The sequence below is a fragment of the Streptomyces sp. NBC_00846 genome (genome assembly GCF_045207325.1).
Classification (GTDB): domain Bacteria; phylum Actinomycetota; class Actinomycetes; order Streptomycetales; family Streptomycetaceae; genus Streptomyces.
Window position 1 is genome coordinate 701699 of sequence record NZ_CP108846.1, and the last position, 14369, is coordinate 716067.

Consider the following 14369-nt stretch of genomic DNA (forward strand, 5'->3'; position numbering starts at 1 on the left):
CCACCCCGCTGCAGACCGGAGCCGGCCGAGAGAAGGGTGATGCGGCCCCGCCATCGGATCGGTGGCGAGGCCGTCATCTGCCGGTGCGGGCCGGGCCGGGGCCCGGCCCGCACGAGCGTTGGGTCTGGTCGGGCTTCAGAGTGAAGTCGACCGTAGTCGGCTTGCGTGGCTTGATCTTGGTCGATGCGGTCTGCGACGCCCAGCCGTCCTTGGACGCGGTCACCGTGAGCGGGCTGTTCCTGACGTCGAGCCAGAACTGGTAATGACCGTTCCGGTCGGCCTTCAGGGTGCATTTCGCCCACTTCGTGGTGATCTGCACGGTTGCTCCGGCCAGTGGCGTCGGCGTGCCAGTACAGTCGGTTCCGGTGACCGTGCCGGTGATCTTTCCCCAGGTCCTGGGCGGGTTCACCGCGAGCGTCACTGGCACCGGCACAATCCCGTACGGGGTCTTCGCGCTGATCAGGAGCTGCGCGGTGAACGTGCCGGGTTGGGTGATCTCGGCGAGGTTCGCGTTGAAGCTCACGGTGACGTCAACGCTCTCGCCCGGCTGAAGCGTCACGTCGGTCTTGTCCTCTGCCAGCCAGGGGACGTCGGTTGTGGCATCGCACTGGTCATAGCCGGGCAGCAGATCCGAGGTCGTAAAGGCGACGAAGCTTCCGGTAGTACCCCCGACCTTGTAGAAGCCGCAGACGGAGCCGCCACGGTAGAAAGTGCGGCTGGAGTTGGGCAGCGCGGTCCAGGTGTTGGAACCCGGGTCGTAGGTGTAGCCCCTGTTGGTAAGCGTGCCGGATTCGTTGGTCACGCCGCCGGACACGAGGAGCTTGCCGGCTGCCGCCGAGTTGCCCGTCCCCCACAGGTCGATCGACAGGTCGGCGACGGGAGTCCAACTGTCGGACGACGGGTCGTAGCTGTAGGCGTGCTTGGTGGTGGTACTGCCCGACATCCCGCCCGCGCAGTACACCTTGTCCGCGACACCGCCGCAGCCGAGCCAGGCAATCGACTCCGGATACTCCGCGCCCGAACTCCAGGAGTTCGAGGCAGGGTCATACACCTGCACGTCCGTCGTGCCGCAGGTGGACGCGCAGCCGCCCACGATGTAGATCTTGCCGCCCAGCACGGTCACGGCGGCACCGGCGTACGGCTTCGGGTTGTCGGCACCGGCGTACGGCTTCGGGTTGTCGGCGCCGGTGGACCAGGCGCCGGTCAGCGGGTCGAAAATCTCGGTCTTGGCCACCGGATTCCCGTTCGCGCCCCAGCCGCCGAAGACGTAGAGCTTGCCACCGTAGGCGGCCGCCTGCGGCGCTTCCCGGGCAACGCTCAGATTCGGCAGGGCACTCCCCCCTGGGCACCTGGGGAGTAGACGTATGCCTTACTGACATTGATACTCGTACGCGGTTCGGATCCCCGGCCCAGATCCGCAAGGCGGGCAGGCGGCGGCTGGTCACCCCGATGCGGCCAAAGTGGCCGAGACTCGATGCCGGGGGTCGGTGTCAGGACCGGAGCCCGGATCCTCGTCGAGGTCGGCGACGGCAGCACCTTCCCGACCGCCGGCCACCTCGCCACCTACGCCGGACTCGCCCCGGCCACCCGCAGCTCGGGCTCATCGAGTCGCGGCGAACAGCCCACCAGACGAGGAAACAAGCAGCTCAAACGGGCCTTCTTTCTCTCCGCGTTCGCGGCACTTGGCGACCCGGCATCGCGCACCGCCTTGACCAGACACATAGGGCCCCCCAACTGGCCGACTCGGCTGCCGAGACCCGTCGCTGGGCGGAGCGGGGCCGTCACGACAGCGGGTCCCGAGCCCACCCACAACGTTGCCTGCTGGACGCAGCGGCGGTTGCCGCGTTCTGTCTCAGTGGGCTGCGGCCCGCGCACGTCGCATCGGATTGATCTGCGTCACCACAACGCTCAGCTCCCATCGATGAGGCGGGGTGAAGTACGGACACGGACGCGAACATGGACGCGGGACGCGGGACGCGGGAGTCGACTACGCGTCTCTTCGCCGGATCGCCCACCAGCCCGCCAGCAGTGCGGCCGCTGTCCACCCGGCAGCCACGGCGAGGCCGCTCCAGGGTCCGAGACCGCCGGTGGGGTTCTGGTGGAGCACCAACTGTCCTGCTCGGTCCGGCAGATACCGCGCCGCCCCACCCGCGACATCTCCGACCACGAAGGAGACAACGAGAATGAATGGGATGAGAAGGCTGAGGACGGCCACAGCGCTGCGCAGCAGCATCGTCAACCCGGCCGCAAACAGAGCCATCAGGGCCAGGTATATCCCACCACCGAAGGCTGCCCGCAGGGCGCCCGGCTCCCCCAGGCCGATCGCGTACTTGCCCATGAACATCTGTCCCACCAGAAAGGCGCTGAAGCTGGTGACAAGGCCGACGACGAGGGCCGACACACCGACAAGGGCCATCTTGGCCGCGTAGAAGACACCGCGGCGCGGGACGGCGGCGAGTGATATCCGCAGGGCACCGTTGAGATACTCGGACGAGATCGCCGTCGCTCCGAAGCTGATGGCCGCGATCTGGCCGAAGTTCAACGCGTAAAAGGCGCCGAAGAGCAGCTCTGTGTCAGCGTTGTCGGCCTCGGACTGGCCGACACTGGCACATACGAGCACGGTGATGGCGAGCGTCACGAGAAGGACCCCTATCAGGGATCCGATGACGGACCGCACCGATCTGATCTTGATCCACTCGGAGCGCAGCACTGCTGTGGTCGACACGGTCAGCCCTCCTGTCGGTTCGTGGACGAAGTCGCCGCGACGGAGAAGTCCATCGCGTCAGCGGTGAGGTCGAGGTATGCCTGTTCCAACGTGGTCTGCACGTCCATGAGTTCAAGCACGGCAATACCCTCTGTAGCGGCTATCGCACCAATCTCCCCGGCCTTGGCTCCGTCGACGGTCCAACGCCCGTCGCCGTCGTGCGCAGGCATATATCCCTTACGGATCAGGACATCGCGCAGGTGAGTGGATTCAGTCGTGCGCACTCTTACCCGAGGCCGGCTGCGGGAGTTCAGGAAATCCTCCATCGGCAGGTCGGCAAGGAGCCGGCCCCGGCCGAGGACCACCAAGTGGTCGGCGAACGAGGATGTCTCGTTCATGAGATGGCTTGAGACCAAAACTGTGCGCCCCTCTCGGGCGAGCCGCTTCATCAGCTCACGGATCCAGATAATGCCTTCCGGATCCAGTCCGTTGGACGGTTCGTCGAGCATCACGACCTCCGGGTCACCGAGCAGCGCAGCCGCTATGCCCAGCCGTTGTCGCATGCCGAGTGAGAATGTCTTGATGCGTCTTTTGCCGACCTGGCCGAGGCCTGCCTCCTCCAGGACTTCGTCCACTCTCCGTGCCCCCATGCCGTTGCTGACCGCGAGGGCCAGCAGGTGATTTCGCGCGGTACGCGAAGCATGGGCGGCCTGCGCGTCAAGCAGGGCGCCTACGCGGCGCAGCGGATCGTCGAGCGTGGCATAGGGCTGCCCGTCGAACGTGGCCGTGCCACTGGTGGGCCGGTCGAGGCCGAGAACGAGTCGCATGGTGGTGGACTTACCGGCACCGTTGGGGCCAAGAAAGCCGGTGACGCGACCGGGGCGCACGCTGAACGTGAGGCTGTCCACGGCGCGGGTCTTGCCGTATTCCTTTGTGAGCTCATGGACGTCGATGCTGGTCATGTCCCTCAGACTCGGTGCCGCACCGGGTCCCTTGCCTCCCCCGGAGGTGGGGATCATCTCCCTCGCTCGGGGGAGCCGTCGCACCCGTACGGACTGACACGATGGCAGCATGTTCCGTTTCCTCCGCCCGCTGGCCGCCTCTGCCACCTACTCCCGATGGTTGCATCTCCTCATCCCCGGGGCGGCCTGCAGCGTGTGGGTCTTCATCTCCATGGATACGCCGTGGGCGCCCATGGTCTTCGCTGTGCCGGTGGGGTTGTTGCCCGGCATGCGGCTGGCCGAGGGCGTTCAGGCACAGCTCCTACTCACGCCTGCGGAGCGGGGCAGGCCCGACGCCACGATTTCCGCAACCGCTGCGACGACATGGTCGGATCGCTGGCGAACCGTGTTGTGGCTGGAGATACGCCTGCTGGCCGCCGCCGTCGTCGGGTTCGCGACGGTGTGGCTGTCGGCGACAGCTGTCGATCTCATCCTCACCGCCTCGGGCACCGTCCCGACCGGTCAGTGGCTGGTCCGCGAAGTGGAGCCGCACTGGTGGTACGCCCTGCTCTCGCCCCTGCCCGTCCTGGTGCTGCTGGCCGTGGTTGTGGCCAGTGGCGAGCTCGTCACCGCCACCGCCCGTCGGCTCCTCGGCCCCTCACCGGTGCAGCGGCTGACCGCCCTGGAGGAGCGCACCGAGCAGTTGCTGGAGCGCAACCGCATCGCCCGGGAACTGCACGATTCGATCGGGCACGCGTTGACGGTCGCGGTCGTGCAGGCGGGTGCGGCACGTGCGGCTCGCGACCCGGAGTTCACCGAGCGGGCACTTGTCGCGATCGAGGAGACCGGCCGGGAGGCGCTCGACGATCTGGAGCGGGTTCTGCGGGTGCTGCGCGAATCGGGGGCTCCGGTTGGACAGCAGCCGACCCTCGCGGAAGCGGACCGGCTCCTGGACTCCGCTCGTGGTTCGGGGACGAAGATCGATGCGGATGTGTCCGGCCCACTGGAACAGGTTCCGGGGGCGGTCTCCCGTGAGGGATATCGCATCCTCCAGGAGTCCCTCACCAATGTGCTGCGTCACTCCGGGACGGTTCCCGTCCGGGTACGGATCAGCGTCATCAACGGCCGGCTGGAGTTGGAGGTGGCCAATCCGCTGACCGGTTCGGCGGGTACACCTGGAGGGGGGAGCGGCTTGCGGGGCATCCGTGAGCGGGCCGCGTTGCTGGGCGGAATAGCCAAGACAGGTGCGCACGATGGCGAATGGCGGGTGCACGCAAGCCTTCCGTTGAACGGCCTAGGCTGACCTGATGCCGGTTACCGTTCTTCTGGTCGACGACGAACCCCTCGTCCGCGCGGGGCTGCGCGCGGTGCTTGAGGCTCAGCCCGATATCGAGGTCGTAGGCGAGGCGGGTGACGGCGCCGCGGTGATCCCGTTGCTGCGTCAGCTGCGCCCCGATGTGGTGGCCATGGACGTCAGGATGCCGCTGATGGACGGCATCGAGGCGACGCGGGTGGTGCTGCGCACCGTGCCGGATCCGCCGAAGATCCTGGTGGTCACCACATTCGAGAACGACGAGTACGTGTACGAGGCGCTGCGTGCCGGAGCGGATGGTTTTCTCCTCAAACGTGCCCGGCCCGCAGAGATCGTGCATGCGGTGCGCCTGGTCGCAGAGGGCGAGTCGCTGTTGTTCCCGGCGGCGGTCCGGCAGCTCGCCGCCGAGTACGGCACGAGCAAAGCGCGGGCGGTCATGGACCGGGCATCGCTGACCGAGCGGGAGGCCGCGGTCCTCCGGCTGATGGCCCGTGGTCTGTCGAACGCGGAGATCGCAACCAGGCTCGTGGTCGGTGTCGAGACGGTGAAGACCCATGTCAGCGCCGTACTGGCCAAGTTGGGTGCGAGGGACCGCACCCAGGCGGTGATCGCTGCGTACGAGTCGGGGTTCGTCGCTCCGAGCTGATGACCGCCGCCTCCGGATATCCGTTCCGGCCCGCGGTCGCCCTGTACCCGGGCAGCGAGTACGATCCGCCTGACATGCGCACGAGCTGGGAGGACACACCGTGGGCCGGCTGACCGGTGGGGATCCGTCGCTGCTGCGACGGATCAATTCCGCGGTGGTACTGCATGCCCTCCGCGGCGCCGACTCCCCCACTCTCACGGACCTCACCCGGATCACGGGTCTGTCCCGGCCGACGGTCGAAGGCGTCATGGAGGGGCTCTTCGAGGCCGGGCTGGTCGTCGAGTCGGTGCCCGACGGCGGCGAGGCACGGCGGCAGGGGCGGCCGGCTCGTCGGTTCCGGTTCCGCGCCGAGGCCGGGCATCTGCTCGGTATCGAGATCGGCCCGCATCGGATCTCCGCTCTGCTGTCTGGGCTGGACGGCCGGATCATCGGGGCGGGCTCACGCGAGGTGTCGGAGACGGCCTGCGCCGACGACCGGCTCGACAAGGTCAGGGCCGTGGTCGCCGATGTTCTCCGGCGGACGGGTGTGGCCCGGAGCAGTCTGCGTGCGGTCGGTGTCGGCAGCCCGGGCATTGTGGAGGCCGACGGGACCGTTCGGCTGGGCACCGCACTGCCGGACTGGACGGGTCTGGCGCTGGGCGAGCGGCTGAGGCGCTCCTTCCGCTGTCCCGTCCTCGTGGAGAACGACGCCAATGCCGCAGCGGTCGCGGAGCATTGGAAGGGCGCGGCCACTGAAACGGACGACATCGTGTTCGTCCTGGCCGGGCTGAGCCCGGGCGCCGGTTCGCTGATCGGCGGAAGGCTGCACCGGGGTTTCGGCGGTGCGGCGGGGGAGATCGGCGCGCTGCATCTCCTCGGCCGCGAGGCGACGCCGGAGAGGCTTCTGTCGACGACGGACACCCCGTTGGACCCGTTGGACGAGCCTGCGGTGGCCGCTGTGTTCGCGAAGGCACGGCATGGCGATGTCCGGGCGCAGGCGGCGGTGGAGCGGTTCATTCAGCGTCTGGTGCACGATGTCGCGGCGCTGGCGCTGGCGCTGGACCCCGAGCTGGTGGTGATCGGCGGCTGGGCCGCCGGACTGGACGGAGTACTGGACCCGCTCCGCCGTGAGCTGGCCCGCTACTGCCTCAGGCCACCACGGGTCACGCTGTCGCTGCTCGGCGAGGCGGCGGTGGCCACGGGCGCTCTGCGGCTCGCGCTCGACCATGTCGAGGAGCAGCTCTTCGCTGTGGAGGGAACAGTGACGGCCCGCCGCTGAGTGCGACGGGCCGTAGGCGAACCGAACGTCTCGGGCAGGCCGCGGCCGGCCTTGTCAGGATGCCTGGCGCTCCTGGCCGTGATGGCTGATCTCCAGGCCGCCCGAGTCGCCGAAGGTGAGCCGGCAGGTGTCGGCCCGGTAAGTGGCGACGGAGAGCGCAGCGGTGCCACCGGCCGCGAGGTAGCGGGTGGTGACGACGAGAACGGGGGCGCCGGGAAGCCGGTCGAGCTCCTTGGCATCGTCCACTCGCGCCGAGCCGAGCTCCACCGAACGGTCCTGGCCGTCGAGGCCGAGCCGGTGCAGTTCGCGCAGGACACTGCGGGCCCGGGCAGGGCCGGAGGGGGCATCGATCGCGGAGAGTTCGGGGACGGACGACGACGGGACGTACAGGAGTTCCGCCGCGACTGCCTGTTCGTGGGTGACCCGGATCCGGCGGACGATATGTACCGGCTCGTCGCTCGCCACGTCGAGCACGGCCACCACTGATGCCGGTGCGATCGCCGTCGTGCAGTCCACGGGCTGCCACGCCTCGCCGGTACCGCCGCCGGCCCAGTCGCGCTGCGCCGTGGAGACGGCGACCCCGACGCGCGGCGGGGCGACAGTGGTCCCGACGCCACGACGGCGTTGCAGTCGGCCTTCGAGTTCGAGCTGTTCCAGAGCCTGCCGGAGTGTCGCCCTGGCGACTCCGAACCGGGCGGCGAGTTCACGCTCGTTGGGCAGGATCTCGCCCACCGCAAAGTCCGAGTCGAGTGCCTCACTGAGCACGGTCTTGAGGTGCCAGTACTTCGGCTCCTGCACCGTTTCCAGCTGCGTGGTCCCCACCCTGTCCTCCGCAATCGCCCAGCGGCTATTCCGCGACGTTATTTATTAAAGGTTCTTTTCTTAACGTTGAGACCATAGGACGGGACACCCCCTTGGTCAAGACCAATCCTCCTCCGGTCACGCAGCGAAACGGGCCTCTGCCACAGAGCGTTCACAGGACGTTCTCGGTGCCGTGAGCCGCCCGCAGCACAAGGCCCCACGGCCGGCCCGCGTGGGGCTCCGGCAACCGTGGGACTTCGCGGCAGGGCGACAGGTGGACGGATTCCCGTGCGAACCGGAGGTGCTTGCACCGGCTGGAAGCGCGCGTTCCAGCGGCCGGAATGTGCGGCTACTCCCCAGCCAGACAAGCAAGCTTGTCAGGATTACGCACGATATATACGCACTGAATGAGCCCATCCCATACATCCACCTGGAAGACGGAGTCGGGTCTTCCGCCCGAGAGCACCAGCAGGCCCGGCCCGCCGTTGAGCTCCAGGAATCGGATGTCGAAGTCCGGGACCTGATCGCGAACGACCGCGAAGAGGAAACGGCCGACCTTGTCGGCGCTCTCGATGACCCGTAGCGGCGCCTTGGACTTTCCACCACTGTCACCGACAAGCCGCACATCGGGCGCGAGAAGGATCAGCAGCTCCTCGATGTCGCCGCCCGCCGCCGCGGCGAGGAACCTCTCCGTAAGGTCACGACGGTGGGCCGGGTCGACGTCGTAGCGCGGCTTGCGCTCCTCGACATGGCGCCGCGCGCGTCCCGCGAGCTGGCGCACTGCCGCCTCGGACCGGTCGAGCGTGGCGGCGATCTCCGCGTACGGGAAACCGAAGGCCTCGCGCAGAACGAAGACGGCCCGTTCCAGAGGTGACAGCGATTCGAGGACGACCAGCACGGCGACCGACACGGAATCGGCGAGAACGGCCCGTTCCGCGGTGTCGGGCACGGCCGGCCCGAAGTCGGTGACCAGGGGCTCCGGCAGCCACGGCCCGACATACGCCTCGCGCCGCGACTTCGCCTGCCGTAGGCGGTCGATGGCCAGTCGCGTGGTGACCCTCACGAGGAAGGCGCGCGGCTCCCGCACATCCTCGCGCGATGCCGACGACCAGCGCAGCCACGCTTCCTGCACGACATCCTCGGCGTCGGCGACCCTGCCCAGCATGCGGTAGGCAACCCCGGTGAGCACGGAGCGGTGCTCCTCGAAGACGTCGGCCGTGGTGTCAGCTGTCACTCCTTCATCCCAGCCGACCCACCGCACCCTGTCCAGCACGAATCACCCAGCCCCTTGAACTGCAAGCTACCGATCGGTAATTGTCATTGACGAGCGCTCAACGTCACGTTCAGGCATGGCCTGTTCACCCCGCTCGCCGAGGGGGTGCGGTTGCTGGCGGCGGCTCACGGCCCGGGCTCGGAGGCCCCGCCGTACTCCCCCGAACCATAATCGATCAAGACACCAATCAGCCAAAATAGGCAATAGGGGACTAGATCCACACTTAACCCATCAGTCACAGAGCGTTCGTGATCAGGCAACACCGTTCAGTCACAGTGAAGGCATGACTGATGCGACCTCCGCCAAGACTGCCCGCCGCTCCCACCACTGGCGGCGGGACGTGACCGAACTGGCCGCGCTGTTCGCCGCCGTCGCGGTGGCCGACGCGCTCGCCAACCTGATCGGGCACCAGCCGGACGGACCGTATCTCCTGATCGCCTCGGCCGTGACCCTGGCTGTGACAGCCACGGTCCACACCTGGTGGGCACGGCGCCACAGCCACGCCCCGCCACCGACCGGCACCGACCTCATCACCGAGACCGGCAGCACCGACAGCACGGCCCCCTACGACCACACCAACAGCAACACCGCCAACAACACCCACAGCGGCCACGACAGCCACACCACCGCGCTCGCGACCACCACCACCGCCACGGGCCCGGGCCCCTCCCGCGAGGACACGGTGCTGTGGCGGATGCGTACGACCGTTCGGGACGTCCCGGGCAGTCTGGCCGCGCTGTGCAGCACGCTCGCCCAGCACCGGGTCGACATCCTCGCCCTGCAGACGCACCCGCTGACACAGGGCACGGCCGACGAGCTCCTGCTGCGGGCCCCCGCCCCGCTCCAGACCCAGCAGCTCAGCCGGGCGATCTCCGCAGCGGGGGGCGGCTCGACCTGGATCGAGCGGGCGGACGCGCACGATCTGGTGGACGCCCCGACACGCATCCTGGGTCTCGCCACGCGTACGGCCCTGGATGCGGCCGAACTCCCCCTTTCCCTACGTCAGTTGCTCGGTCGCTGCACGATCCACTCGCTGCCCGCCGTATCGATCACCGGCCGCGCAACGGGTGAGACCGCCCCGGTGGAGGGTGTGCTGGAGGAGACGGTGATACGGCTGCGCGACCCGTCCGGAGACGCCATCACCATCGAGCGGCCTTATCCAGCGTTCACCCCGACCGAGTTCGCCCGGGCCCGCGCCCTGGTGGAGCTGGATGCCCGGCTAGGCCCCCGCGTGCCGCGCAGCGAGCACGTTCTCACGCTCCCCGAGGGAAACGAGATCGCCGTGCGCCGCGCGGACCAGGGCGACCTCGGAGCCGCCCGCGCCATGCATGACCGCTGCTCCGAGCGGACTCTGCGACTGCGGTACCACGGCCCGGTCCGTGACGCCGACCGTTACCTGGACCACCTGCTGAGCCCCCGCTTCGGCCGCACCCTGGCGGTGCGGACGGCCTCGGGCCGGCTGGTCGCCCTCGGCCATCTCCTGTGGGACGGTGACGAGACCGAGGTCGCCCTCCTCGTCGAGGACGGGTGGCAGCGTCGCGGGATCGGCTCCGGACTCCTCGGCCGCCTGGTGACGCTCGCCATCGAGGCAGGCTGCGAGAGCGTCTACGCCGTCACCCAGTCGTCCAACACCGGCATGGTCGCGGCCATGCGCGCGCTGTCCCTGCCGCTGGACTACCAGATCGAGGAGGGCACGCTGGTCATCACCGCCCGGCTGGATGCGACTCCCGTCCGTTCGCTGCCGCTGTACGAGCAGGCCGGCCACTGACACCCCCCTTTTGACCGACGTCCTGCCGGCCGACGCCGTGCTGACCGCCCTCCTCGCGGCCGCCCGGCCCCTGTGAGCTCAGCGCCTGGCACAGGTCGGCCCACAGATCCTCGACGTCCTCCAGACCGACCGACATCCGCAGCAGCCGGTCCCCGACGCCGGACGCCTGACGGTCTCCCTCATCCACAATGCGGTGGCTGATGGAGGCCGGATGCTGGATCAGAGTGTCCACACTGCCGAGACTGACCGCGGGCGTGACGAGCCGTACGGCCGAAATCACCCGGTGCGGATCCCCGTACACCTCGAACGAGACCATCGCCCCGCCCAGTTTCGGGTAGTGGACCCGGGCGATACGCGGATCGGCCTTCAGCCGGCGGGACAGTTCGGCGGCGCTCGCGGAAGCCGCCCTCACCCGCACCGGGAGTGTGGCGAGCCCGCGCAGCAGCAGGTATCCGGCCATCGGATGCAGCACTCCGCCGGTGGCGAAGCGGACCTGCCGCAGACGGGCCGCGAACTCCTCGTCACAGGCGACGACGCCACCCATCACATCGCCGTGCCCGCCGAGGTATTTGGTGGCGCTGTGCAGCACGATCCGCGCGCCGTGCTCGACGGGACGCTGGAGCACGGGTGTGGCGAACGTGTTGTCGACGAGCAGCGGCACGGAACCGCAGGAGTGCGCGATCGCCCGGATGTCGACCTCGGCGAGCGTCGGGTTGGCGGGCGTCTCCAGCATCACCAGACCCGTGTCCGGACGGAGCGCCTCCGCGATGCCCGCCGGGTCGGTCCAGGTCACTTCGGTGCCCAGCAGACCGGCGCCGAGCAGGTGATCGCTGCAGCCGTAGAGCGGCCGGACGGCGACCACATGACGCAGTCCCATGCTTGCCCTGACCAGCAGGACGGCGGTGAGCGCCGCCATTCCGCTGGCGAACGACACCGCGCTCTCCGCACCTTCGAGCCGGGCGAGGGCGGTCTCGAAACGGGCCGTCGTCGGGTTGTCCAGCCGCGCGTAGACGGGCGGCCCTTCGAGTCTCGCGCCGGTGGCGGCGAAGGTGTCGATCCGCTCGGCCTCGCCCCTGGAGTCGTACGAGGGGTAGGTGGTGGACAGATCGATCGGCGGGGCGTGCAGGCCGAGCGCCGCGAGATCGTCGCGGCCCGCGTGCACGGCTTCGGTGGCCAGCGCCCTGGATCGGGTTGTCGTCGAGGGCGCCATCGAGGCTTCGGTGTCCATGACAGCACTCTGAACAAACGCCGGGCACTTATGAAAGTGTCCCGTGCTACGTTCGGCAGATGGCCGATTCAGTCGTTCTCGACCCGGTGGATCTGCACATTCTGCGGCTGCTGCAGAACGATGCCCGGACCACCTACCGCGAACTGGCCGCCGAGGTCGGCGTCGCGCCGTCGACCTGCCTGGACCGGGTGGCCAGGCTGCGCCGCTCCGGCGTCATACTCGGCCACCAACTGCGTCTGGACCCGGCGAAGCTCGGCCGCGGTCTGGAGGCGTTGCTCTCCGTACAAGTCCGTCCGCACCGCAGAGAGCTCATCGGCCCGTTCGTCGAACGCATCAGGACGCTGCCCGAGTCCCGCGCGCTCTTCCATCTGACCGGGCCCGACGACTATCTGGTCCATGTCGCGGTCACCGGCACCGCGGATCTGCAACGCCTGGTGCTGGACGAATTCACCTCGCGGCGTGAAGTGGCCCGGGTCGAGACCCGGCTGATATTCCAGCAGTGGGAGTGCGGCCCCCTGCTGCCACCCGCCGCCGGACAGCCCGGGACGGGCTGAGAACGCACGCCCGGCGGTCCACCGAGGCCGAATGATGGTGACGCGCAGGCCCCCGGCGTACGAGGATGTCCGCATGTCAGATATTCCCAGCAGCGCGCTGCCCCGCCAGGTCGCCGACGCCTACGTCGACGCATTCATCGAGCTCGACCCGATCGCGGGCACCTACCTGGGTGTCGCTGAGAGCTCGCGCCACCTTCCCGACTTCTCCCCCGCGGGGCAGGAAGCCCTAGCCGAACTCGCCCGTACCACCCTGGTGAAGCTCGACGCCGCCGAGCAGCTGCCCGGCGCGGACAGCGATGCCGAGCGCCGTTGCGGCCGCCTTCTGCGCGAGCGTCTCACGGCGCAACTCGCCGTCCATGAGGCCGACGAGGGACTGCGCGCCGTCTCCAACCTCTCCTCGCCGCCGCACAGCGTCCGTGAGGTGTTCACGGTGACACCGACCGAGACCGACGAGGACTGGGCGGCGGTCGTGGACCGGCTGCGCGCGGTTCCCGCCGCGCTGGAGGGCTACCGCGAGTCGCTCGCGCTCGGCCTGGAGCGCAAGCTGTACGGCGGCCCGCGCGCCGCCGCCACCTTCATCGGCCAGCTCGGCGAGTGGGCCGGCGACGGCGGGACGGGTTTCTTCCATGACTTCGCGGCCGCCGGCCCGGCGTCCCTGCGTACCGATCTGGACGACGGCGCCCGCCGGGCCACGGAGTCGGTCGTGGCGCTGCGCGACTGGATGCGCGATGTGTACGCCCCCGCGATCGAAGGCGCGCCCGACACGGTGGGCCGCGAGCGGTACGCGCGCTGGTCGCGCTACTTCAACGGCACCGATCTCGACCTCGACGAGGCGTACGCGTACGGCTGGTCCGAGTACCACCGGCTGCTCGCCGAGATGAGGACCGAGGCCGAGAAGATCCTGCCCGCCGCCGGTCCCTGGGAGGCGCTGGCCCATCTCGATGTGCATGGCAAGCACATCGAGGGGGTCGACGAGGTCCAGGCCTGGCTGCAGAGTCTGATGGACGAGGCGATCGAGGCGCTCGACGGTACACACTTCGAACTCGCCGAGCGGGTAAGGAAGGTGGAGTCCCGCATCGCCCCGCCCGGCGGCGCCGCCGCCCCGTACTACACGGGCCCGTCCGAGGACTTCTCGCGCCCCGGCCGCACCTGGCTGCCCACCATGGGCGAGACCCGCTTCCCGGTGTACGACCTGGTCTCCACCTGGTACCACGAGGGTGTGCCGGGCCACCATCTGCAGATCGCCCAGTGGACGCATGTGGCCGACAGCCTCTCCCGCTACCAGGCGTCGATCGGCGAGGTCAGTGCCAATGCCGAGGGCTGGGCGCTGTACGCGGAGCGGCTCATGGACGAGCTGGGCTTCCTGCCGGACGCCGAGCGCCGCCTCGGTTATCTGGACGCGCAGATGATGCGGGCCTGCCGGGTGATCGTGGACATCGGCATGCACGCGGAGATGGAGATTCCGGCGGACTCCCCGTTCCACCCCGGCGAGCGGTGGACCCCGGACCTGGCCCAGGAGTTCTTCGGCAACCACAGCGGCCGCCCGGCCGACTTCGTGGAGAGCGAACTCACCCGCTATCTCTCGATGCCGGGGCAGGCGATCGGCTACAAGCTGGGCGAACGCGCCTGGCTGCTCGGCCGGGAGAACGCCCGCAGGGCGCACGGCGACGCGTTCGACGCCAAGGCCTGGCACATGGCCGCGCTGTCGCAGGGCCCGCTCGGTCTCGACGACCTCGTGGACGAACTGTCCAAGCTCTGACCGTGGACGAACTGTCCAGGGCTCCGGCCGTGGACGAGCCGGCCAGGCTCTGACCTGCCTCTCGCCCCCTCCCGCCCCTCCCGTCGCCTCCGGTCCTCCGCACCACTCGCGGGACGTCCCGGCAA

At 69.1% G+C, this 14369-nt stretch carries 12 protein-coding genes and 1 pseudogene; 7 read left to right on the plus strand and 6 right to left on the minus strand.

Annotated elements, in window-relative coordinates:
- Positions 1 to 73 precede the first annotated feature (73 nt).
- On the minus strand, positions 74 to 1366 hold the full coding sequence (locus tag OG936_RS03240) for a kelch repeat-containing protein (RefSeq protein ID WP_406500307.1): 1293 nt from the start codon (positions 1364 to 1366) through the stop codon (positions 74 to 76).
- A 105-nt stretch (positions 1367 to 1471) separates the two neighbouring features.
- On the opposite strand from OG936_RS03240, the pseudogene OG936_RS03245 reads away from it, so the two are divergent.
- Positions 1472 to 1717: pseudogene (locus OG936_RS03245) on the plus strand (IS110 family transposase); the annotation flags it as partial.
- Between the two features lie 270 nt (positions 1718 to 1987).
- Here the strand turns inward: OG936_RS03245 and OG936_RS03250 are convergent.
- Positions 1988 to 2731, minus strand: coding sequence for an ABC transporter permease (locus tag OG936_RS03250; protein WP_406500308.1), 744 nt, complete (start codon positions 2729 to 2731; stop codon positions 1988 to 1990).
- On the minus strand, positions 2728 to 3666 hold the full coding sequence (locus OG936_RS03255) for an ATP-binding cassette domain-containing protein (protein ID WP_406492389.1): 939 nt from the start codon (positions 3664 to 3666) through the stop codon (positions 2728 to 2730). Before OG936_RS03255 ends, OG936_RS03250 begins: the two co-directional genes overlap by 4 nt.
- A 109-nt stretch (positions 3667 to 3775) precedes the next feature.
- On the opposite strand from OG936_RS03255, the gene OG936_RS03260 reads away from it, so the two are divergent.
- From OG936_RS03260 to OG936_RS03270, 3 genes are all read left to right on the plus strand, one after another.
- Positions 3776 to 4948 carry a sensor histidine kinase gene (locus OG936_RS03260; protein WP_406492391.1) on the plus strand — a complete coding sequence of 391 codons (1173 nt, stop codon included), beginning with the start codon at positions 3776 to 3778 and terminating at the stop codon, positions 4946 to 4948.
- A gap of 4 nt (positions 4949 to 4952) precedes the next feature.
- A complete protein-coding gene (locus OG936_RS03265) occupies positions 4953 to 5603 on the plus strand; it encodes a response regulator (protein WP_406492393.1) in 651 nt (216 codons plus the stop codon).
- A gap of 100 nt (positions 5604 to 5703) precedes the next feature.
- Positions 5704 to 6861, plus strand: coding sequence for an ROK family protein (locus tag OG936_RS03270; protein WP_383759559.1), 1158 nt, complete (start codon positions 5704 to 5706; stop codon positions 6859 to 6861).
- Positions 6862 to 6915: 54 nt separating this feature from the next.
- On the opposite strand, the gene OG936_RS03275 is transcribed toward OG936_RS03270, so the two are convergent.
- A complete protein-coding gene (locus OG936_RS03275; RefSeq protein ID WP_406492395.1) occupies positions 6916 to 7683 on the minus strand; it encodes a GntR family transcriptional regulator in 768 nt (255 codons plus the stop codon).
- 328 nt (positions 7684 to 8011) lie between these two features.
- Positions 8012 to 8896: an RNA polymerase sigma-70 factor gene (locus OG936_RS03280; protein WP_406492397.1), complete on the minus strand. Its 885-nt coding sequence runs from the start codon at positions 8894 to 8896 to the stop codon at positions 8012 to 8014.
- 322 nt (positions 8897 to 9218) lie between these two features.
- Here OG936_RS03280 and OG936_RS03285 point away from each other — a divergent pair, with 322 nt between their 5' ends.
- Positions 9219 to 10703, plus strand: a complete 1485-nt coding sequence (locus OG936_RS03285; RefSeq protein WP_406492398.1) for a GNAT family N-acetyltransferase — start codon at positions 9219 to 9221, stop codon at positions 10701 to 10703.
- On the opposite strand, the gene OG936_RS03290 is transcribed toward OG936_RS03285, so the two are convergent.
- A complete protein-coding gene (locus OG936_RS03290; RefSeq protein ID WP_406492399.1) occupies positions 10639 to 11931 on the minus strand; it encodes a trans-sulfuration enzyme family protein in 1293 nt (430 codons plus the stop codon). The genes OG936_RS03285 and OG936_RS03290 overlap by 65 nt on opposite strands.
- Positions 11932 to 11990: 59 nt before the next feature.
- Here OG936_RS03290 and OG936_RS03295 point away from each other — a divergent pair, with 59 nt between their 5' ends.
- Together OG936_RS03295 and OG936_RS03300 are read left to right on the plus strand one after the other, a co-directional pair.
- Complete coding sequence (locus OG936_RS03295; RefSeq protein ID WP_406492401.1) at positions 11991 to 12485, plus strand: Lrp/AsnC family transcriptional regulator; 495 nt, start codon at positions 11991 to 11993, stop codon at positions 12483 to 12485.
- A gap of 73 nt (positions 12486 to 12558) precedes the next feature.
- Complete coding sequence (locus tag OG936_RS03300; RefSeq protein WP_406492403.1) at positions 12559 to 14244, plus strand: DUF885 domain-containing protein; 1686 nt, start codon at positions 12559 to 12561, stop codon at positions 14242 to 14244.
- Positions 14245 to 14369 lie beyond the last annotated feature (125 nt).